This window comes from Rhizobium sp. Leaf341, assembly GCF_001424325.1.
Lineage (GTDB): Bacteria > Pseudomonadota > Alphaproteobacteria > Rhizobiales > Rhizobiaceae > Ferranicluibacter.
Window position 1 is genome coordinate 234,699 of record NZ_LMPE01000011.1, and the last position, 21,386, is coordinate 256,084.

Annotated in this window: 22 protein-coding genes; 15 read left to right on the forward strand and 7 right to left on the reverse strand. The window is 63.0% G+C overall.

All coding sequences use genetic code 11. The features are described from left to right. Positions 1 to 67: 67 nt before the first annotated feature. From ASG03_RS12250 to ASG03_RS12260, 3 genes are all read right to left on the reverse strand, one after another. Positions 68 to 361, reverse strand: a complete 294-nt coding sequence (locus ASG03_RS12250) for a hypothetical protein (protein WP_062478642.1) — start codon at positions 359 to 361, stop codon at positions 68 to 70. A 353-nt stretch (positions 362 to 714) separates the two neighbouring features. After that, on the reverse strand, positions 715 to 1,095 hold the full coding sequence (locus ASG03_RS12255) for a DUF6481 family protein (RefSeq protein ID WP_062478644.1): 381 nt from the start codon (positions 1,093 to 1,095) through the stop codon (positions 715 to 717). Positions 1,096 to 1,414: 319 nt separating this feature from the next. Further along, positions 1,415 to 1,624, reverse strand: coding sequence for a cold-shock protein (locus ASG03_RS12260; RefSeq protein WP_062478651.1), 210 nt, complete (start codon positions 1,622 to 1,624; stop codon positions 1,415 to 1,417). Between the two features lie 389 nt (positions 1,625 to 2,013). On the opposite strand from ASG03_RS12260, the gene ASG03_RS12265 reads away from it, so the two are divergent. From ASG03_RS12265 to glpK, 11 genes are all read left to right on the forward strand, one after another. Then, entirely contained in the window at positions 2,014 to 2,262 is a 249-nt protein-coding gene (locus tag ASG03_RS12265) for a BrnA antitoxin family protein (protein WP_062693760.1), read from the forward strand. 130 nt (positions 2,263 to 2,392) lie between these two features. Then, a complete protein-coding gene (locus ASG03_RS12270) occupies positions 2,393 to 3,319 on the forward strand; it encodes a ribokinase (protein WP_244475236.1) in 927 nt (308 codons plus the stop codon). A 63-nt stretch (positions 3,320 to 3,382) separates the two neighbouring features. Continuing rightward, entirely contained in the window at positions 3,383 to 4,144 is a 762-nt protein-coding gene (locus tag ASG03_RS12275) for a DeoR/GlpR family DNA-binding transcription regulator (RefSeq protein ID WP_062478659.1), read from the forward strand. 124 nt (positions 4,145 to 4,268) lie between these two features. Beyond that, positions 4,269 to 5,789 carry a glycerol-3-phosphate dehydrogenase gene (locus ASG03_RS12280; RefSeq protein WP_062693762.1) on the forward strand — a complete coding sequence of 507 codons (1,521 nt, stop codon included), beginning with the start codon at positions 4,269 to 4,271 and terminating at the stop codon, positions 5,787 to 5,789. A 42-nt stretch (positions 5,790 to 5,831) separates the two neighbouring features. Beyond that, positions 5,832 to 6,914, forward strand: a complete 1,083-nt coding sequence (locus ASG03_RS12285; RefSeq protein ID WP_062693763.1) for an ABC transporter ATP-binding protein — start codon at positions 5,832 to 5,834, stop codon at positions 6,912 to 6,914. A 10-nt stretch (positions 6,915 to 6,924) separates the two neighbouring features. Further along, complete coding sequence (locus ASG03_RS12290; protein WP_062478670.1) at positions 6,925 to 8,013, forward strand: ABC transporter ATP-binding protein; 1,089 nt, start codon at positions 6,925 to 6,927, stop codon at positions 8,011 to 8,013. Between the two features lie 3 nt (positions 8,014 to 8,016). Further along, a complete protein-coding gene (locus ASG03_RS12295) occupies positions 8,017 to 8,883 on the forward strand; it encodes a carbohydrate ABC transporter permease (RefSeq protein ID WP_062478674.1) in 867 nt (288 codons plus the stop codon). Between the two features lie 33 nt (positions 8,884 to 8,916). After that, positions 8,917 to 9,783 (forward strand): carbohydrate ABC transporter permease, encoded by an 867-nt coding sequence (locus ASG03_RS12300; protein ID WP_244475247.1) that lies wholly within the window; start codon positions 8,917 to 8,919, stop codon positions 9,781 to 9,783. Positions 9,784 to 9,793: 10 nt separating this feature from the next. Beyond that, complete coding sequence (locus ASG03_RS12305; protein ID WP_062478677.1) at positions 9,794 to 10,075, forward strand: DUF2160 domain-containing protein; 282 nt, start codon at positions 9,794 to 9,796, stop codon at positions 10,073 to 10,075. 85 nt (positions 10,076 to 10,160) lie between these two features. Further along, positions 10,161 to 11,882 carry an ABC transporter substrate-binding protein gene (locus ASG03_RS12310; protein ID WP_062478681.1) on the forward strand — a complete coding sequence of 574 codons (1,722 nt, stop codon included), beginning with the start codon at positions 10,161 to 10,163 and terminating at the stop codon, positions 11,880 to 11,882. Positions 11,883 to 12,038: 156 nt separating this feature from the next. Then, positions 12,039 to 13,532: a glycerol kinase GlpK gene (gene glpK, locus ASG03_RS12315; RefSeq protein WP_062693764.1), complete on the forward strand. Its 1,494-nt coding sequence runs from the start codon at positions 12,039 to 12,041 to the stop codon at positions 13,530 to 13,532. 37 nt (positions 13,533 to 13,569) lie between these two features. Here the strand turns inward: glpK and ASG03_RS12320 are convergent, their stop codons facing one another. Next, positions 13,570 to 14,433, reverse strand: coding sequence for a D-amino-acid transaminase (locus ASG03_RS12320; protein WP_062693865.1), 864 nt, complete (start codon positions 14,431 to 14,433; stop codon positions 13,570 to 13,572). A gap of 194 nt (positions 14,434 to 14,627) precedes the next feature. On the opposite strand from ASG03_RS12320, the gene ASG03_RS12325 reads away from it, so the two are divergent. The 3 genes from ASG03_RS12325 (at position 14,628) to ASG03_RS12335 (ending at position 17,611) form a co-directional block, all read left to right on the forward strand. Then, a complete protein-coding gene (locus ASG03_RS12325; RefSeq protein ID WP_062693765.1) occupies positions 14,628 to 15,041 on the forward strand; it encodes a VOC family protein in 414 nt (137 codons plus the stop codon). Between the two features lie 49 nt (positions 15,042 to 15,090). After that, positions 15,091 to 16,800, forward strand: coding sequence for a dihydroxyacetone kinase family protein (locus tag ASG03_RS12330; protein WP_062693766.1), 1,710 nt, complete (start codon positions 15,091 to 15,093; stop codon positions 16,798 to 16,800). Positions 16,801 to 16,909: 109 nt separating this feature from the next. Then, positions 16,910 to 17,611, forward strand: coding sequence for an SDR family oxidoreductase (locus tag ASG03_RS12335; protein WP_062693767.1), 702 nt, complete (start codon positions 16,910 to 16,912; stop codon positions 17,609 to 17,611). Between the two features lie 6 nt (positions 17,612 to 17,617). Here the strand turns inward: ASG03_RS12335 and ASG03_RS12340 are convergent, their stop codons facing one another. From ASG03_RS12340 to ASG03_RS12350, 3 genes are all read right to left on the reverse strand, one after another. After that, the gene (locus tag ASG03_RS12340; RefSeq protein WP_062693768.1) at positions 17,618 to 18,226 is read right to left on the reverse strand and encodes a pyridoxamine 5'-phosphate oxidase family protein; all 609 of its coding nucleotides are present in this window, start codon (positions 18,224 to 18,226) and stop codon (positions 17,618 to 17,620) included. A 41-nt stretch (positions 18,227 to 18,267) separates the two neighbouring features. Further along, entirely contained in the window at positions 18,268 to 18,969 is a 702-nt protein-coding gene (locus ASG03_RS12345; RefSeq protein ID WP_062693769.1) for a DUF2161 domain-containing phosphodiesterase, read from the reverse strand. Positions 18,970 to 19,146: 177 nt separating this feature from the next. Next, on the reverse strand, positions 19,147 to 19,950 hold the full coding sequence (locus ASG03_RS12350) for a GntR family transcriptional regulator (RefSeq protein ID WP_244475237.1): 804 nt from the start codon (positions 19,948 to 19,950) through the stop codon (positions 19,147 to 19,149). A 173-nt stretch (positions 19,951 to 20,123) separates the two neighbouring features. On the opposite strand from ASG03_RS12350, the gene ASG03_RS12355 reads away from it, so the two are divergent. After that, positions 20,124 to 21,383: an ABC transporter substrate-binding protein gene (locus ASG03_RS12355; RefSeq protein WP_062693770.1), complete on the forward strand. Its 1,260-nt coding sequence runs from the start codon at positions 20,124 to 20,126 to the stop codon at positions 21,381 to 21,383. Positions 21,384 to 21,386: the final 3 nt, after the last annotated feature.

Genomic DNA, 21,386 nt, shown 5'->3' on the forward strand with positions numbered 1-21,386 from the left:
GCAAGCCCTGTTGTCACGAGGGACACGATGCCCAGCGAGAAAGACAACCGAACCGCCGACGCTTCGATCACTTGTTCTGGAGCAGCCAGATCTTGCCGGCCATCGTGATCTCATGCGGCGTTTCCAGCGGCGCGCTGTCGGACTCGACCGCCCGAAGGAAGCCCATGCCGCGAAGCTCGTCGAGCGTCGTGGTCGTCACGAACTTGATCTTCTGCGGACGCTCCTTGAAACGATCGGTTTTGGCATAGGTGATGGTGGCGTTTTCGTGTGTCCACTTCTTGGCCTCCTGCGGGAAGAGGTTGCCGTCCTTGGCAAGCTTCAATCCCCGGATCTGGGTCGGCGTCAGTGTCAGAGTGGTCATTTCGGGTCCTTCAAGTGGGATATGCGCCCATCCCACATTTATGGGCCACGATCTTCCGATCTCACGGGCACGGCAGTGTGCGGGCGGTTACCCGCCAATGAAAAGCGATCGCAGGCAGGCCTGCAGCATGCTGTCAGATCCGCCGCTCGCAGACGCTGACCGTCCAGACCTGCGGCCCGCCGGACTGCACCTTCAGCGGGCGCTCGGCTCCAGAGACCGCGATCGATCTGAGGGAACGCGGCATTTTGCCAGATCGGTTCAGGCCGAAAGCGGCTTTTGAACCCTCGGCATGTCAGGCTGTGGACACAGGGATGGCGGTGACAGGCACCGCCATCGGCCAATGCCGAGCCGTGTCAGCCCTGTCGGGCCTTGCGCGCCGCATAACGGCGGTCGCGTTCGGCCTTGCGGGCTGCCTCATCGGCGACCACGCGTGCAACGCGATCGTTGACTTCAGCCTGTTTGGCTTCGGCTTCCGCCCGCTCCGCGGCCTCTGCCGCCTGGGCTGCTTCCGCAGCCTCGGCCATCAACCGTTCGTTTTCGGCCTTCTTCAGGGCGTCGCGTTCGGCACGCCGTGCTTCCCGCGCTTTTGCCGTTGCTTCGCGGGCTGCGAGCTGGGCCTGCATTTCAGGATCGGTCGGCTTGGGGGCGGCAGCAAATTTTGCGAGAAGCTGCTTCTTGGCTTCGATCGCCGTCTTCCGGCGCTCGTTGAAGCCATTGTCGTTCGGGTGTCTCAACGTGTCTTCCTTGTTCTACTTTCTCGATGGCAGCCAGGCCGCCCGGTCTTCCGGCACGGATCGCATCCGTGACATCCCACACGCAGCCTGCCGGCAGTGGTGCCGGTCCCGAGGTGGCCCCGGACGTGGCTTGCCGGGCGCATCATGCCGCAAATCCGTGCGAACCGAAAGAACATCGTCGCAGGCTGGGTCGGAAATGCCGCCAGAAGGCTGCCAATCGTGCGGGTCGGCCGACGCAAAAAGGCCAGGCATCCGCCTGACCTTTCATTATCTCATGCTTCCCCTGCCGGTACATCCGCGGTCAAGGGTCGCGAAAGACTTAAGCTGCCTGGAGCGAACCAGCGGACATCTTGCCCGACTTGCGGTCCTTCTCGAGCTCGAAGCCGAGCTTCTGGCCTTCGACGATTTCGCGCATGCCAGCGCGTTCGACGGCCGAGATGTGAACGAAGACGTCAGCCGAGCCATCGTCCGGCTGAATGAAGCCGAAGCCCTTGGTGGCGTTGAACCATTTTACGGTGCCTGTGGTCATGACAAACCCTTTCAGTGCAATATACGTTGCCCGCCATACGACGCATGGCAGGATTTTGTCGATTTTTGAGAGGGGATTTTATCACGAAGCGCGAGGCGCAGTAAAAAAACGATCTGCAAACAAAGTATCGATGTTGGTCTTATACGGCACGAGATACGGTTTGTCAAACGCGACCGGGGCGAATAGGCGCAGGCATACGAAAGAGTGGCGAAGGCGGCCTGAATAAAATCACGAAATACTATCAAAAAGCTGCACGCCGGCGCGCCTCCGGGCAGGCGACATGTCCGCGAAATCGCTTGTGGACGTTTTCGAAATGGTGTCGATTCCCCGAGCGCGCGTTGGAAATACTGATAGAGTCGCGCTTTCCATTCGATACGAGGACGATACTGATGGCGATGACCCCCCGCCGACCCATGAGCGCCAAGGATGCGGCCGAAGCGCTTTTCAAGCCGGTCAAAAAACCGGTTGCGCCGGCCGTCGAGCGTCAGCTCGTTCCGAAGACCCGGGAGATGGTCACGCTGAAGATCGACAGCGATGTCCTGGCTCACTTCCAGTCAGGCGGACCGGGGTGGCAGGAACGCGTCAACGCCACGCTTCGCGCCGCAATGACCCAGGCGGCCGAAACCCACAAGGACTAGCACTCGACGCGACGCGAGTGTCGGCCGCAGGACGTCTGCCGGGGAGATCGGGGAGGAGAAGCCTGATCATCCTGTGCGAGCCCGGATGCGGAGCGACAGCAACGGGGAGACTTTGGGTGAGGAGACAGGCGTGACGAAGACCGGCGTATCCATTCTTGGAATTTTCGTGGCCGATACGGCTTATCTCGCGGCCCGGATGCCCGTGATCGGCGAGACGATCCGCGGCAGCGGGTTTGCCGTCGGGCCCGGCGGCAAAGGCTCCAACCAGGCGGTCGCAGCAGCGCGCGCCGGAGCTGCGGTGTCCTTCATCTCGAAGATCGGCCGCGATACCTTCGGCGAACTTGCGCAAAAGACCTATGCGGAGGCGGGCGTCACGCCCGTCTTGACCGTCATGGACACGGAGCCGACCGGCGCTGCCTTCATCTACGTCAATGATCGGAATGGCGACAATGCCATCATCGTCTATCCCGGTGCGGCGGGCACGATCGCCGTCGAGGATGTCGAGGCCGCACGCGACACGATCGAGACTTCCGCCGTCTTCGTGACCCAGCTGGAGCAGCCGGTCGCAGCGGCACAGCGTGCTCTCGAGATCGCGCGGGCTGCCGGCGTGGTGACCGTCTTCAACCCGGCGCCGGCCGAGACCTTTCCCGACGCGCTCTACGGTTTGAGCGACTATATCATTCCAAACGAAACCGAGGCAGCGGCTCTCGTCGGTTTCGGCATCGAGACGCTCGATGACGCGCGGCGCGCGGGCGATGCCTTGATGGCCCGGGGCGCAGGTGCCGCCGTGATCACGCTCGGCGGACGCGGCGTGCTTCTGCATACCGCATCGCAATCGCTTCACCTCCCGGTTTTCACCGTCGGGCCGGTGATCGACACCACGGGTGCCGGCGATGCCTTCGTCGGCGGTTTTTCGGCCGCGCTCTCCGCCGGACGCGACCCCGTGGATGCTGTGCGGTTCGGCTGCGCCACGGCCGGCATTTCCGTCACGCGGCGGGGCACGGCACCCGCGATGCCCGCTCTCGAAGAGATCGAGGCCGTTCTCGCCCGAGGATGACACGGCAGATTGTGCTCCTTTCGTTTTCCGCCTAGACTGAAAGAAACGAAAGGGGAGGACGCCGTGCTGCTATCGTCGCGCCAGAGCGAGATCGTATCGATTGCACGCGAGCAGGGGCGGGTCCTCGTCGAGGATCTTGCACTGCGGTTTTCCGTCTCGCCGCAGACGATCCGAAAGGATCTAAATGACCTCTGCGATGCGCGTACGCTGAACCGGATTCATGGGGGCGCCGTTTTCCCGCGGGGCAATGAAAATGTGGAATACGAAGAGCGCCGATCCATGGCCGCGCTGGAGAAGCAGGCGATCGGACGGGCCGCCGCTGCGCTTATTCCCGACAACGCGTCGCTCTTCATCAATATCGGAACGACGACCGAGACGGTCGGTGACGCGCTTGTGGATCATGCGTCCCTGATGGTGATCACCAATAACATCAATGTCGCCAATCGCCTGCGCGTCTATCCGCAGATCGAGGTGGTCATTGCCGGGGGCGTGGTCCGGGGGTCGGATGGCGGCATCGTGGGCGAAGCCGCGGTCGATTTCATTCGCCAGTTCAAGGTCGATTTCGCGATCATCGGCGTCTCCGCGATAGATGAAGACGGCGCTTTGCTCGACTATGATTTCCGGGAGGTCAAGGTGGCGCAGGCGATCATCGCCAATGCGCGACACGTGATCCTCGTTTCTGATTCTTCCAAATTCGATCGCACGGCGCCGGTTCGCATCGGCCACATATCCCAAGTCGATACGTTCATCACCGATCGATGCCCGTCCGACAGTGTCCGCGCCATCTGTCGCGAGCATAAGGTCGAGTTGATGGAAACCGCTTGATCGCTTTACCGGACACAAAGACGGAATCCGGAAGGCTTTCATTTGACATTCGTTTCATTTTCGCTTTAGATACGCTTGTTTCGCAGATGCGCTATTATGTTGCATTGCGAAAGGGGTGGGGAACATGGCAGGGCAGGAACCTTTCGATATCTTCGTCATCGGCGGCGGCATCAATGGCTGCGGCATCGCGCGCGATGCTGTCGGTCGCGGATACTCTGTCGCTCTTGCCGAGATGAACGATTTTGCTTCGGGCACATCGTCCGGCGCTACGAAGCTGATCCATGGCGGCCTGCGATACCTCGAGCATTATGAATTCCGGCTCGTCCGCGAGTCGCTGATGGAGCGCGAGGTGCTGTGGGCGATGGCGCCGCACATCATCTGGCCGATGCGCTTCGTCCTGCCGTTCCATAAGGGTGGCATACGCCCTGCGTGGCTCATCCGCCTCGGTCTTTTCCTCTACGATCACATTGGCGGCCGTAAGCTTCTGCCCGCGACGAAGACGCTGGACATGCGGCGCGATCCTGCGGGCAGGCCCCTCAAGCCGCTCTTTACGAAGGCGTTCGAATATTCCGACGGCTGGGTGGACGACGCGCGCCTCGTGGTGTTGAACGCCCGGGACGCCGCCAATCGGGGCGCCGAGATCCTGTCGCGCAGCCGCGTCATCTCGGCCCGTCGCGAGGGGAAGCTTTGGGCGGTGGATATCCAGGAGGGCAAGGGCGGTCCTGTACGGCGCATCACCGCGCGCATGCTGGTCAATGCGGCAGGCCCCTGGGTCGATCGGGTCCTGTCCAATGCAGTCGGCAAGAACCAGGTCCACAATGTCCGTCTCGTTCAGGGCAGCCACATCGTTATCCGTCAGAAGTTCAACGACCCCCGGGCCTATTTCTTCCAGAATCCCGACGGTCGGATCATCTTCGCCATTCCCTACGAGCGCGATTTCACGCTGATCGGCACGACGGACCAGGATTTTACCGGCGATCCCAAGGATATCCGCATTACCGAGGCCGAAACGGAGTATCTCTGCAAGGCGGCAAGCGAGTACTTCGCCGAGCCGGTGCGCCGTGAGGACATTGTCTGGAGCTATTCCGGCGTGCGGCCGCTGTTCGATGACGGCGCGTCCAAGGCGCAGGAAGCAACGCGCGACTACGTGCTGAAGGTCGAGGGCGAAGACGGCGCAGCGCCGCTCCTCAACGTCTTCGGGGGCAAGCTGACCACCTATCGCCGACTGGCTGAACACGCGATCGAAAAGATCGGCGAGGCAATCGGCAACAAGGGGTCGGCCTGGACGGCCAAGAGCAAGCTTCCGGGGGGCGATTTCGCACCGACGGGGTACGAGGCGCAGGTGGCCGCCCTGAAATCCCGATCCCCCTTCCTCACCGATCGCCATGCCCGGCGGCTGGTCCGGCTCTATGGAACGCTGGCTGCCGAGATCATCGGCGATGCGCCGTCGATCGAGGCGCTCGGTCGGCACTACGGCGCGGATCTCTATGGCTGCGAGGTTCGCTATCTGATCGAGCGGGAGTGGGCGCGGACGGCCGAGGACATCCTCTGGCGCCGGACCAAGCTTGGACTGAACCTTTCGAAGACCGAGGCGAGCGCGCTCGCGGACGACATGCAGGAATTGACGGCGCGCTGCGTCGCCTGAGGCTGCTCCAAGGAGGGAGCGCTGCAGGCTGGGAGGAACGACATGCTAGAACTGACCGATATCACCAAGGTCGTGGGAGCGGATACGCATATCCACCCGACGAACCTCGTGTTGCAGCGCGGTTCGCTGAACGTGCTGCTGGGGCCGACACTGTCGGGCAAGACCTCGCTGATGCGGTTGATGGCGGGGCTCGACAAGCCCACATCCGGGACGATCCGCTTCGACGGCAAGGACGTGACGGGCGTTCGCGTGCAGGATCGTTCGGTCGCCATGGTCTACCAGCAGTTCATCAATTATCCCGCCATGACGGTCTACGAGAACATCGCATCGCCGATGCGGATTGCCGGCAAGGACGCGGCCACCATCGACCGGGAGGTCAAGAAGGCGGCCGAGCTGATGAAGCTGACGCCGTATCTTGCCCGCACGCCGCTCAATCTGTCCGGTGGGCAGCAGCAGCGCACGGCGCTGGCGCGCGCGATCGTGAAGAATGCAAGCCTGGTGCTTCTCGATGAGCCGCTTGCCAACCTCGACTACAAGCTGCGCGAAGAGCTTCGCGAAGAGCTGCCCAAGATTTTCGCAGCTTCCGGTGCGATCTTCGTCTATGCGACGACGGAGCCGGGCGAAGCACTTCTCCTCGGCGGCCATACCGCCACCATGCATCAGGGCACCATCAGCCAGTTCGGTCCCACGATCGAGGTCTATCGCCGTCCGGCCGATCTCGTCACGGCACGCACCTTCGCCGATCCGCCGCTGAACACACTGTCCGTCGTCAAGTCCGGCAGCAGTTTCCTGCTGGACGGTGCGCCGCTTCTCCCGGTCCCCGCACATCTTGCGGGCATCGCGGACGGTGCGTGCACGATCGGTTTCCACCCCTACCATTTGTCGCTCGAGGGCTCATCGGAGGCGGCCGCCAGGCTGCCCGCGCGCATCATCATCAGCGAGATCGCCGGCTCGGAAAGCTTCGTGCACGTCGAATGTGCCGGCGCACGCTGGGTCATGCTGGAGCCCGGCATCCGCAACATCGAGCCGGACACGCCGATCACCCTGATGCTCGATACGCGTCATCTCATGGCTTTTTCCACCGACGGACGGGCCATCGACGGCCGTCTCGACAGAGCGGCGTGAGGAGACAGACATGGCCCGCATCAGCCTCGACCATATCCGCCACGCCTACGGCCCCAATCCGAAATCGCCTGCCGATTATTCGCTGAAAGAGGTTCATCACGACTGGGACGATGGCGGTGCCTACGCGCTGCTCGGGCCATCCGGCTGCGGCAAGACCACGCTGCTCAACATCATCTCCGGCCTCGTCTCGCCGTCCGAAGGTCGAATCCTGTTCGACGGGCGCGATGTGACCAATCTGCCGACGCAGGATCGCAACATCGCGCAGGTGTTCCAGTTCCCGGTGATCTACGACACGATGACGGTCTACGACAATCTGGCCTTCCCTTTGCGCAATCGCCGCGTTCCGGAGGCCGAGGTCGATAGGCGGGTCAAGGAGATCCTCGAGATGATCGATCTGTCGTCCTGGGCAAAGAGGACGGCCCGCGGCCTGACGGCCGACCAGAAGCAGAAGATTTCTCTTGGCCGCGGTCTCGTGCGCAATGATGTCAGCGCCATCCTGTTCGACGAGCCGCTGACCGTCATCGATCCGCATATGAAATGGGTTCTGCGGTCGCAGTTGAAGCGCCTGCACAAGCAGTTCGGCTTCACCATGGTCTATGTCACGCACGACCAGACCGAAGCCCTGACCTTCGCCGACAAGGTCGTCGTCATGTATGACGGCGAGATCGTCCAGATCGGGACGCCGGCGGAGCTTTTCGAGCGGCCGCGACACACCTTCGTCGGCTATTTCATCGGCTCGCCGGGCATGAATGTCATCCCGGCGCGCATCGACGGGACGACGGCCGACCTTGGCGGCGGGCAGGTCGCCCTCGGCTTCCGGCCGGAGATCGCGAGCGGCGCCAAGGTCGAACTCGGCATCCGCCCCGAATTCGTCCGGCTCGGCCGCGAGGGCATGCCGGTGACGATTTCGAAGGTCGAGGACATCGGCCGCCACAAGATCGTCCGCGCTCTGTTTGCGGACCGGCCGATGGCGATCGTGGTGGAAGAGAACGGCGAGATCCCTTCGGAGCCGCGCATCACCTTCGATCCTGCCGCCGTCAACATCTATGCCGACAGCTGGCGGGTCTCCGATCCGTCTGTTGCCAACGGGAGGGCCTGAGCCGTGGAAAAGACCTGGAACAACAAGGCCTGGTTCATGGTGCTGCCGGTGCTGGTGCTGGTCGCCTTCTCCGCCGTCATCCCGCTGATGACGGTCGTGAACTATTCTGTGCAGGACACGTTCGGGAATAACGAGTTCTTCTGGGCCGGCACGGACTGGTTCATCCAGGTGCTGCATTCGGCGCGTTTCTGGGATGCGCTGCAGCGCAATCTGCTGTTCTCGGTCATCATTCTTTCGATCGAGATTCCGCTCGGCATCCTCATCGCGCTGAACATGCCGAAGAAGGGCCTCGGCGTGCCGGTCTGCCTCATCCTGATGTCGCTGCCGCTGCTCATCCCGTGGAACGTTGTCGGCACCATCTGGCAGGTCTTCGGGCGCGTCGACATCGGTCTGCTCGGCTACACCCTCGCCGTGCTCGGCATTCCCTACAACTACGTCAACAACGTCTTCGATGCCTGGGTCACGCTGATCGTCATGGACGTCTGGCACTGGACGAGCCTTGTCGTTCTGCTCTGCTACGCCGGTCTGGTGTCGATCCCGGATGCCTATTATCAGGCGGCCAAGATCGACGGCGCCTCGCGCTGGTCCGTGTTCCGCTACATCCAGCTGCCGAAGATGAAACGCGTGCTGCTGATCGCCTTCCTGCTGCGCTTCATGGACAGCTTCATGATCTACACCGAGCCCTTCGTCATTACCGGTGGCGGCCCCGGCAATTCCACGACCTTCCTGTCGATCGACCTCGTCAAGACCGCCATCGGGCAGTTCGACCTCGGACCGGCCGCCGCGCTCTCCCTGATCTACTTCCTCATCATCCTGCTGCTGTCATGGATCTTCTACACCGTGATGACCACCAGCGACGCGCAGAACTGATCCGGGGAGGGAGGAGAAACCATGACCACCGCAATGTCCACACAGGCTGTCAACGCACCGGCGTCAACGACGGGAAGCCGCGCCTCGGCGCAGCCGACAGGCGTCAGCCTGTCCTGGCTGGTGCCCACGCTCTACATTCTCTTTCTGCTCCTGCCGATCTATTGGCTCGTCAACATGAGCTTCAAGACGAACACGGAGATCACGAGCACCTTCTCGCTCTATCCGCACCAGCCAACCTTGCGGAACTACGCGGTCATCTTCACCGATCCGTCGTGGTACAAGGGCTATATCAACTCGATCATCTACGTCGTCATGAACACGGTGATCTCGGTGCTGGCCGCCCTGCCGGCCGCCTATGCCTTCTCGCGCTATCGCTTTCTCGGCGACAAGCACCTGTTCTTCTGGCTGCTGACCAACCGCATGGCGCCGCCGGCCGTTTTCGCGCTCCCGTTCTTCCAGCTCTACTCCGCCTTCGGGCTCATCGACACGCATATCGCTGTTGCGCTCGCGCATTGCCTGTTCAACGTCCCGCTTGCCGTGTGGATCCTCGAAGGCTTCATGTCCGGGGTGCCGAAGGAAATCGACGAAACCGCCTATATCGACGGCTATTCGTTCCCGCGGTTCTTCGTGAAGATCTACATTCCGCTCATCGCCTCCGGGATCGGTGTCGCTGCCTTCTTCTGCTTCATGTTCTCCTGGGTCGAGCTTCTGATCGCCCGGACGCTGACGACGACGGACGCAAAGCCGATCGCCGCGATCATGACACGCACAGTGTCGGCATCCGGCATGGACTGGGGCGTCCTGGCGGCAGCCGGCGTGCTCACCATCATTCCCGGCGCGATCGTCATCTATTTCGTCCGCAACTACATCGCCAAGGGCTTTGCCCTCGGCCGCGTGTAAGGAGACCGATATGAACTTCTCCTGGATGGCATGGACGCTACCGACGGTCCTGTTTTTCGCGACGATTCTCGTGCTGCTCATCGGCATGGGGATCTGGGAATATCTTTCGCCCGGCGGCAATCCGCGCGTCGGCATCCTGCGCTTCGAGACGACACGGGGCGACCGCCTCTTCGTGTCGCTGCTCGGCAGCGCCTTCATTCACCTTGCATGGCTGGGGCTCGTCGGCCCCAACGTGTGGTGGGCTCTTGCCTTGTCCGTTGTCTACGCCGTCGGCGTTTTCAAACTGGTCTGAGGCATCTGAACGACACGGGTTTTGCCAGGGGAGGGTCCAGGGCACCGTGACTGCAATCGCAGAACCTTAAGAGGAGGACTACTCAATGCGACGGCACCTTTTAACAACGACGGCAGCCATGCTGCTGGCCCTGACCGGCTCCGCCTATGCGGGCATGGACGAGGCAAAGGCTTTCCTCGACGCCGAGATCGGCGACCTCTCGACGCTCACGCGCGCCGATCAGGAAAAGGAAATGCAGTGGTTCATCGATGCTGCGAAGCCTTTCGCCGGCATGGAAATCAAGGTTGTCTCGGAAACCCTGACCACGCACGAATATGAGTCGAAGACGCTGGCCAAGGCGTTCACCGACATCACCGGCATCAAGGTCACGCACGACCTGATCGGCGAAGGAGACGTCGTCGAAAAGCTGCAGACACAGATGCAGTCCGGCGAGAACATCTACGACGCCTATGTCAACGACAGCGACCTGATCGGGACGCACTGGCGCTACCAGCAGGTTCGCAACCTGACAGACTGGATGGCGAACGAAGGCAAGGACGTCACGTCGCCGACGCTCGACATCAAGGACTTCATCGGCACGTCTTTCACGACCGCCCCGGACAAGAAGCTTTACCAGCTTCCGACCCAGCAGTTCGCAAACCTCTACTGGTTCCGGTACGACTGGTTCAACGACGAGAAGAACAAGGCGGACTTCAAGGCGAAGTACGGCTACGACCTCGGCGTTCCCGTCAACTGGTCTGCCTATGAGGACATCGCCGAATTCTTCACCGGTCGCGAAATCGACGGCAAGAAGGTCTATGGCCACATGGACTACGGCAAGAAGGACCCGTCGCTCGGCTGGCGCTTCACCGACGCGTGGCTGTCGATGGCCGGCAACGGCGACAAGGGCCTGCCGAACGGTCTGCCCGTCGACGAATGGGGCATCAAGGTCAACGAGAAGTCTCAGCCGGTCGGCTCCTGCGTCGCCCGCGGCGGCGACACCAACGGCCCGGCCGCCGTCTATTCGATCGTCAAGTACCTCGACTGGCTGAAGGCATACGCTCCGCCGGAAGCGCAGGGCATGACCTTCGGCGAAGCCGGCCCGGTTCCCGCACAGGGCAACATCGCCCAGCAGATCTTCTGGTACACGGCCTTCACCGCCGATGCCGTCAAGAAGGGCCTGCCGGTCGTCAACGAGGACGGCACCCCGAAGTGGCGTATGGCGCCGTCTCCGCATGGCGTCTACTGGAAGGACGGCATGAAGCTCGGCTATCAGGACGTGGGGTCCTGGACGCTGATGAAGTCCACGCCTGAAAAGAACGCGCAGGCCGCCTGGCTCTATGCACAGTTCGTGACGTCGAAGACCGTCGACGTGAAGAAGAGCCATGTCGGCCTCACCTTCATCCGCGAATCGACCATCCAGGACAAGAGCTTCACCAAGCGTGCGCCTGAACTCGGCGGTCTCGTCGAATTCTATCGCTCGCCGGCCCGTGTCCAGTGGTCGCCGACCGGCACCAACGTTCCGGACTATCCGAAGCTGGCCCAGCTCTGGTGGCAGGCGATCGGCGATGCCGCCGCCGGCAACAAGACCCCGCAGGAAGCGATGGACTCGCTGTGCGCCGAGCAGGAAAAGGTTCTCCAGCGCCTGCAGCGCGCCGGCGTCCAGGGCGATATCGGCCCGAACCTCGCAGAGGAACACGATATCGATTACTGGAACAAGGACGCAGCGTCGAAGGGCAACCTTGCGCCGCAGCTGAAGATCGAGAACGAAAAAGAAAAGCCGGTCACGGTCAACTATGACGAGCTCGTCAAGAGCTGGCAGAAGTAGGCCTGAAACGCGAAACGATGGCCGGGACACGACACGTGCCCCGGCCTCTTCTTTTGAAGGCTGGCCCTGCCTCTTCTCGCCGGGCCAGCCGCTTCTTCCAGCAAGGATGGTCGCACGATGGCGCATCCGGCACCGTCGATGGGGAGACGAGGACGCATGAGCGGTTATATCTTGGCGATCGACCAGGGCACGACATCGACCCGATCGATGATTTTCGACGCGAGCATGTCGATTGCCGGCGTCGCGGGCCAGGAGTTCCAGCAATACTTCCCGGACTCCGGCTGGGTCGAGCATGATGCCGAAGAGATCTGGGACAGCGTCCTTTCGACCAGCCGCTCGGCCATCGAGAAGGCCGGCATCGCCGCGACCGATATCAAGGCGATCGGGATCACCAATCAGCGCGAGACGATCGTCGTCTGGGACCGGAAGACCGGCGAGCCTGTTCATCGGGCCATCGTCTGGCAGGACCGGCGCACGGCGCGTTTCTGCGACGAGTTGAAGGCGCGTGGCCTCGAGCCGACGTTCACGCAGAAGACCGGCCTTCTGATCGACCCCTATTTCTCCGGCACGAAGCTTGCGTGGTTGCTCGACGCGGTCGACGGCCTTCGCGCGCGCGCCGAAAACGGCGAGGTGTGCTTCGGGACGATCGACAGCTGGCTGATCTACAAGCTGACCGGCGGGCGCGTGCATGTCACGGACGCGACCAACGCATCGCGCACGCTGCTGTACGATATCTCCGAGAACCGCTTCGATGACGAGCTTCTCGACATTCTTTCCGTTCCCCGTGCCATGCTGCCGGAGGTGAAGGATTGCGCTGCCGATTTCGGCGTGACGGACGTTGAGATCTTCGGGGCCGCAATCCCGATCCTCGGCGTGGCCGGCGACCAGCAGGCCGCCGTCATCGGCAATGCCTGCTTCGAGCCCGGCATGCTGAAATCGACCTATGGGACAGGCTGTTTTGCGCTCTTGAACACGGGCGAAGATCGGGTCGTTTCCTCCAACCGTCTGCTGACGACCATTGCCTATCGGCTCGACGGCAAGACGACCTATGCGCTCGAAGGCTCGATCTTTATCGCCGGCGCCGCCGTCCAGTGGCTGCGCGACGAGATGGGCTTCATCTCGAAGTCATCGGAGGCCGAAGCGCTCGCCATGACGGCCGACCCGAACCAGCATGTCTATCTCGTCCCCGCCTTCACCGGCCTCGGTGCGCCGCATTGGGATCCGGATGCCCGCGGGGCCGTGTTCGGGCTGACGCGCGCGACAGGACCCGCCGAGTTCGCACGGGCCGCCTTGGAGAGCGTGGCCTATCAGACCTATGACCTCCTGGAAGCGATGAAGAAGGACTGGGGCGATAAGGGCGAACGCACGGTGCTTCGCGTCGATGGCGGCATGGTCGCGTCCGACTGGACGATGCAGCGGCTTGCCGACATTCTCGCCGCACCCGTCGATCGTCCCGTGATCCTGGAAACGACGATCCTTGGGGCCGCCTGGCTCGCCGGATCGCGGGCCGGTCTCTGGCCGGATCGGGCCGGATTTGCCGATGCCTGGCAGTGTGATCGACGGTTCAAACCAGCCGATGACGACGGCGCCCGGCAGGCCGGTATCGACGGCTGGAAAGATTGCGTCGCCCGCTGCCTGACCCATCGCTGACCCGATAGAGACGGCCTATGGTGGCGGTCTTTCCCTGTCAGGTGACAGGTTCGGCGTGCGACAGGCGCTCGGCGATGTAGAGCGCGCGCATGCGCTCTGTGATCGGGCCCGGCTTCCCGTTGCCGACTGGGACACCGTCGATCATCGTGACGGGCAGGGCAAAGTTGGTGGCCGAGGTGATGAAGGCTTCGCTGGCCTGTCTCGCCTCGTCCGGCGTGAAGGCACGCTCCTCGACCGGCATCCCCGCTGCACGCGCGAGCTCCACGATGGTTGCGCGCGTGATGCCCGGCAGGATGGCATGCGACAGGGGGCGCGTCACGAGCGTTCCCTCGGCCGTCACGATATGGGCGTTGGCCGATGTCGCTTCCGTGACGAAGCCGTCTTCGACCAGCCAGGCATCCTGTGCTCCCTGCCGCAACGCCTCCATCTTGGCCATGGAGGGATAGAGCAACTGGACCGTCTTGATATCGCGGCGTGCCCAGCGCTGGTCCGGAAGGGTGACGACCTTGATGCCGGTAACGTTGTACGGGTTGTCGAGCACGGCTTTCGCCTGTGTGAAGAGCACGAGCGTCGGCTTCGCCGTCTCCGAAAAGATGAAGTCGCGGTCAGCCGCGCCCCGCGAGATCTGCAGGTAGATCAGGCCTTCGTCGAGCGCGTTGCGCGCAACGATGTCATGGTGAAGGGAGAGGAGGGCGTCCGGCCCAAGCGGGCAGGAGAGGGCAAGTTCGCGAAGAGAGCGCTGAAGTCGCGCGGCATGGCCGGCATAGTCGATCAGCTTGCCGCCGATGACGGCGGTGACCTCGTAGACGGCATCGGCAAAGAGGAAGCCACGGTCGAACACCGAAACCTTGGCGTCGGCCTCTTCAAGCCATGTGCCGTCGAGATAGACGATCCTGTTCACGATCCGCGTCCCCTGCCGGCGCTGCGTTGATGAATGCGCCTGCCGGCAGCGATGCATTTGCGACCCCGCATCTGTCAAGCGGGGGCGCTGTATCAATCTGAATGCGTGTTGCCGCCCGTGCTGCAGCCGGTCCATAGTGCCAGGATGCGGCGTCGAATCGCGCGTCGCCTCGAACGACGGACAGGACGACTTGCATGCGCTCTCTCTTTCATCTGGCCTACCACGTTACGGATCTCGATGCCGCACGGCAGTTCTATGGCGATGTTCTGGGTTGCAGAGAGGGCCGATCGACCGAAACCTGGGTCGATTTCGACTTCTTCGGCCATCAGATCTCGCTGCATCTCGGCAAACCCTTCGAGGTCACGCGGACCGGCAAGGTCGGCGACCACATGGTGATGATGCCGCATCTGGGCGTCGTGCTCGCGCTGGATGACTGGTTCGAGCTGGCAGGCCGTGTCGAGAGAGCCGGCATCGCCTTCGACATCCCACCCGTGGTTCGCTTCGAGGGCGAACCGGGCGAGCAACGGACGATGTTCTTCTTCGATCCGAGCGGGAACCCGATCGAGGTCAAGGGCTTCAAGGATTTCGAGGGCGTGTTCGCGTCCTGATACCAATGAACCTTGCCTTTCGCCCCATTGCCCGCAGGAGACGACCCGCATGACGACGATCTACGATCAGCCCGAAGACTTCGCGACCAGTGCGCTTGAAGGTTATGCCTCCGTCTACGGGCGTTTCGTGCGGGCAGTGAAGAGTGGCGTGGTCCGCTCGACGCCGCGGCCCGAGGGCAAGGTGGCGGTTGTCGTTGGCGGTGGTTCGGGTCACTACCCCGCCTTTGCAGGCTACGTCGGTTCGGGTCTGGCCGATGCCGCGGTCGCGGGCGATGTCTTTGCTTCTCCGTCCACGGCGGCCGTGGCGCGCGTCTGCCGTCTGGCGCATCGCGGCGGCGGCATCCTGCTCGGCTATGGCAACTATGCCGGCGATGTGCTGAATTTTGGCGCTGCCGCCGAGCGTCTGCGGAGCGAGGGTCTCGACGTGCGCGTGCTCCCGGTCACGGATGACGTGGCGAGCGGCCCGGCTGACGATCATCTCGCCCGTCGTGGAATAGCCGGCGACCTCATCGTCTTCAAGATCGCCGGCGCCGCGGCCGAGGAAGGACGCGTCCTCGATGACGTCGAGGCCGTGGCAAAGCATGCCAACGCCCGGACCGTCTCCTTCGGCGTCGCGTTCGGCGGCTGCACGCTTCCCGGCTCGGACGAGCCCTTGTTCACGGTGCCCAAGGGACAGATGGCGCTTGGCCTCGGCATCCACGGCGAGCCGGGGATCAGCGAAACCGCGATCCTTCCGGCATCGGCTCTGGCCGATCTCCTGACGCATCGCCTTCTTGCGGAGCGGCCGGCCGACTGCCACCGCGTCGCCGTCCTGCTCAATGGTCTCGGTGCTACCAAATATGAAGAACTCTTCGTTCTCTGGCCGCAGATTGCGGCCCGGCTCTCGGCGGCGGGACTGGAGATCGTGCGGCCCGAGGTGGGCGAGTTCGTCACCAGTCTCGACATGCGCGGTTGCTCGTTGAGCCTGCTCTGGCTCGACGACGAGCTCGAGCGCCTCTGGTGCGCACCGTGTGAAACCGCTGTGCTGGTTCGCCGGGACGACCATGTCCTTGCGGACGTCCTCCCGGAAGAGGTCGAGGACATCTTGGTCTTTCCGCAAGCGTCCGGCGCGGCCCGCGCGGCCGGCCGCTGCATTGCCACCCTGATCGAGAGGTTGACCGACGTCCTTCACGCGGCAGAGGCGGAACTCGGACGGATCGACGCGCAGGCCGGAGATGGCGATCACGGGCAGGGCATGACGCGTGGCGCGACGGCGGCCCGATCCGCTGCGGATGCGGCTGTAGCGGCCGGCGCGGGTGCGCAAAGCGTCCTTGCCGCCGCCGCAGATGCCTGGGCCGACCGGGCCGGCGGAACATCCGGGGTGATCTGGGGCGTTTTGCTCCGTGCCTGGAGCACGGCGCTTTCGGACGACAGGACCCTTGATGACGCCGCCGTCGTCGCCGGTGCCCGGCTCGCGCTCGATGGCGTCATGCGGCTCGGGGGCGCAAAGAACGGCGACAAGACGCTGGTCGATGCCTTCGTGCCCTTCGTCGAGACGCTTGAGATGGTGTTCGGCGAAACGCGATCCTTGCAGCAGGCCTGGACACGCGCGGCCGCCGCCGCGACGACGGCCGCTGAACAGACGCGCGCGCTCACACCGCGCCTCGGGCGCGCCCGTCCCCTTGCCGAGCGCAGCATCGGCCACCGCGATGCTGGAGCGGTTTCGCTGGCGCTTTGCGCCGAAACGGTCGCCGCCGCGTTGCGCGATCCGCGGCTTTGAGCGGCATGTCTTCCGCTGACGACGTGATGACAACGATGAAAACCCACGTCATCCCGCATGCACGAGCGGGACTGCCCGAAAACAACATCCGACTGGAAAGGCAAACGCCATGACCGACAAGATCGCCATAGTTACCGCCGGTGGAAGCGGCATGGGGGCCCATGCCGCCCGCCGTCTGGCCGCGGACGGCTTCAAGGTCGCCATACTTTCGTCCTCAGGCAAGGGCGAAGCCTTGGCAGAGGAACTCGGCGGTCTTGGGATTACCGGATCCAACCAGTCGAACGAAGACCTGAAGATGCTGGTCGACCGCACCATGGAGCGCTGGGGTCGCATCGACGTTCTCGTGAACAGTGCCGGCCATGGCCCGCGTGCGCCTGTGGCGGATATCACCGACGAAGACTGGGTGCGCGGGATGGACGTGTACTTCCTGAATGTCGTTCGGCCCGTTCGGCTGGTCGCGCCCATCATGCGTGCGCAGGCATCCGGCGTCATCATCAATATTTCGAGCTTCAGCGCCGTCGAGCCCGACCCGGTCTTCCCCACGTCCTCGGTCTTCCGTGCAGGTCTTGCTGCCTATACCAAGCTTTTCGCGGACCAGTTTGCGGCCGACAATGTCCGGATGAACAACGTGCTTCCCGGCTTCATCGACAGCCTGCCGGAAAAGGACGTGTTTCGCGATCGCGTTCCCATGGGGCGATATGGCCGGAGCGAGGAAATCGCAGCGACCATTTCATTCCTCGCGTCCGAGGGGGCAGGCTATATCACCGGCCAGAGCATCCGCGTGGACGGGGGCATCACCCGATCGCTCTAAGGGGCTCTACCACATCGTGCGGGCGGCACGTGCTGCCCACTCGCGGTCATAGGTTTCCTTGTCGAAGCTTGCTTTCGCTTGCTTCAGAAGCTCTCCGGCGCTCGGCAGCTTCGCCGGGTCGTGGAAACGCGCGGGGTTCCAGAGCTCGGACCGCATCAGCGCGCGGGCACACTGGAAGTAGGCCTCCTGCATCTCGACAACGATGACGCTGCGCGGATGCTTGCCGTCCATCTCGAAGCTTTCCAGCAGGTCGGGATCGATCGAGACGGTGGCCACGCCATTGATCCGCATCGTGGTGTTGGATCCGGGAATGAGCAGCATCAGAGCGACGCGCGGATCACGAACGATGTTTCTGAGCGAATCGACGCGGTTGTTGCCGCGCCAGTCCGGTAAAAGCAGGGTCCTCTCGTCCTGTACCCGGACGACGCTCTGCGCGTCGCCGCGCGGCGAACAGTCCATGCCTTCGGGTCCGATCGTGGAAAGCGCCAGGAACGGGGACGCCTCGATCATGGCACGGTAACCCGGCGTCAACGCGAAGGTCACTTTTGCGATGGAGGCTTCCGAAACGCCGTCATAGATCTCGGCGAGCTGTTCGATCGTGCGGATGGTCGTCATCGTCAGTCCTATCTTACCCTCGTGCCCCGTCTAGCATGCCTTCATGACAGTTTCGCGCCATCTTCAGAAGAGCATCCTCCGTCTGTTGGATCGTCCATCTGCGGCCAGCGTTGCAGGGCTTGCAGGCCCGTCTCCGTCAGGTGGTAGATGCCGCGCTCGGCGCGTTCGAACCAGCCGTAGACATTGTTCTGCAGGATGGCCGCCGCCTTCGGGACTTTGGGCCGCATGTCCACCGGGCGCATCCGGCCGGCGCGAATTGCGGCAGCACAAAGAAGGGCCTGTTGCCGATAGGCGGTCATGACCGGCGCGCGCGCCCCGCCGCCGGCGGTCGGATCGCCCTGCCGCGCGCGGTGTTCCTTGACGAGCCGCGCCCGCCGCTTCGGGTTCGTCCGCGGCATGGGCGAAACGGCGCTTACCAGAACGCTGACAGTGCCGGTGTCCGCAACGCCCAGCATGCCGATGCCAAGCCTTCGGCAAAGATCGCGGTAGCGTTTGTCTGCCTCGCGTCCACGGCCTCTCGCCGAGATCCGAGCGGCGATCCATACCTCGTCGCAGATCGCCGCGCGATCGACGGCCTGAAGGATTAGTTCGAGATTGAAGGTCAGCTTCAGTTCGCAGACAACCACGACGTCCGGCTCGCCCGCCCGCACGCCGACGAGATCACAGTGCGCAACCTCGCCCTTCACCTCGAAACCGAAGCTTTCCAGAAAATTCTTGACGGGGAGGTAGAGCGTCGTTTCCACGATGGCATTCCGGTGTGACCGCGGGCTTCTATCGCAGTTCGCGCGCAAGATCGACCCCTCGAACAGCCCGTGTCTTATGCATGTCGCGCGAACGTGTGCAGCGGTTTCGGGAAACGACATGCATCAAAACAAGACCTTGAAGCGCGTTGCGTGAGCCCCTTTCTCACGCAACGCGCTTCAGGACTGCGTCAAGGTCAGCGGATACCGCTCCGGGTGATGGACGAGTGCCGTCATGTTGATGGGCCGGTTCCGTCGATCGAACACGATCTGGTCGACGGTCAGAACGGCGGCCGGGTGATCCAGGTCAAGCCGTTCGGCCTCCCACGGCGTGGCCATGCGGGCGCTGAGCGTCGTGTGTCCCCGGCCGGGCTGGATATGGTAGCGATCCCGAAGTTCCGCGTAGAGCGAGCGATTGGCACCTGTCCAGTCGAGGCTGGCGAGCCCCGGCACCTGGGCTGCGGGCAGCCAGTCCGTTTGAATGGCCACGGGCACGCCGTCAATCAGCCTGACCCGTTTCAGGATCACGACTTCGGCGCCTTCGGGCAGGAACAGCGGCCGCGTGATGTCGGCTGCCGGCCTGTAGACCTGAACCTCCACCAGCACGCTCCCGGGCTGACGGTTTGTGGAAAGCGCGGTCGCCGTAAAACTCTCCAGCACCTGCAGCTCATAGCCGCGCGGGCTCAGCGTCACGTAAAGGCCTTTGCCCGGCTGGCTCTTGACCATGCCCTGGCGGATCAGGTCCTGGATGGCGTGGCGCACCGTAATCCGGCTGACGCCAAAGCTTTCCACAAGCTTGCGCTCCGATGGCAGCTTTCCGTTGTGCGGCAGGCGGCCGTCCTCGATCGCCCGCAACAACGCCTCCTTGACCTGCTGATGCAGCGGCCGCGGATCATCGTGGCGCACCACGGCATCAAGCAGCGTATCGCCCTGCGCGCCGACGGGCGGCTCCATCACGATATCTGCTGCCTCACGGTTGCCCAACCGGATTTCCTTCCCTGTTTCGCACGACACTACAGAGAATGTCACAGGCCTGAAATATAAATTTCCCGGCCGATTGACATAACTGGTCATATCCAGTCCAATCGATCGTAGCGGCAAAAAAATTCACAAGAGCGACGCCGTCAGAGGACAAATCGAACAGGGGAACAACCGTCATGTTCAATCGAAAGCTTGCCTTCAGCCTCCCACTTCTCGCGCTTCTTGGGGCCGGCGCAGCCCATGCAGAGACGGTCTCTGTCTTCTGCGCATCGACCGAGTTCGAGCTTTGCACGAAAGCCGCCGCCGCCTGGAAGGAGAAGACCGGGAACGAGGCGAAGATCAACAAGATGCCGGCGCTCCTGGACGACGCGATCCCGCTTTACCAGCAGCTGCTTGCCGCGAAATCCACCGACGTCGACGTCCTGTTCCTCGACGTCATCTGGCTCGGCATGTTCAAGAACAATCTGCTCGACCTTTCGACCCTGGTGCCCAAGTCCGATCAGGACCAGCACTTTGCCTCCACGCTGAACGCCGCCAAGCTCGACGGCAAGCTCGTGGCCATGCCAGCCTACATGGACGTCGGGCTGATGTTCTACCGCAAGGACCTGCTGGAGAAGTACGGCAAGCCGGCGCCCAAGACCTGGGAAGAGCTGACGGCCACCGCCAAGGAGATCCAGGACAAGGAGCGCGCCGACGGCAAGTCCGACATGTGGGGTTACGCGTGGCAGGCCAAGAGCTATGAAGGCCTGACATGCGATGCGCTCGAGCTGATCGGTTCGAGTGGCGGTGGCAGCATCATTTCCGATGACGGCAAGGTGACGATCGACAACCCCGCGGCGGCTGGCGCCTTGACGCTGGCAAAGAGCTGGATCGGCACGATCAGCCCCGAAGGTGTGCTCAATTATGACGAGGAGGCCTCGCGCGCGGTCTTCGAGTCCGGCAATGCCGTCTTCCACCGCAATTGGCCCTATGTCTGGGGCACGTCGCAGACCACCGGCAGCGCCGTCATCGACAAGGTCGGCATGATGCCGCTCCCGGTCGGCAAGGCCGGAGAAAAGTCGTCCGGCTGCCTCGGGCCGATGTATTACGGCGTCTCGAAATTCTCGACCAAGCCCGATGTCGCCGCGAGCTTCGTCGATTTCGTCACCGGCCCGGAGATGCAGAAGATGCGCGCCGTCGATGCCGCCTTCAACCCGTCGATCACGGCGCTCTACACCGATGCCGATGTCTTGAAGAAGATTCCGTTCCTCAAGGACAATCAGCAGGCTTTTGCCGACAGCGCCGTCCGTCCATCCGGCTATACCGGAACGAGTTACAACCGTGTCTCCCAGGCCTTCTATCGTAGCGTCCACGACATGCTGTCCGGCAGCAAGGAGGTCGAGAGCGGCCTGAAAGATCTGGCGGCCCGGCTGGAGAAGCTGAAAGAAAGCCGTTGAACC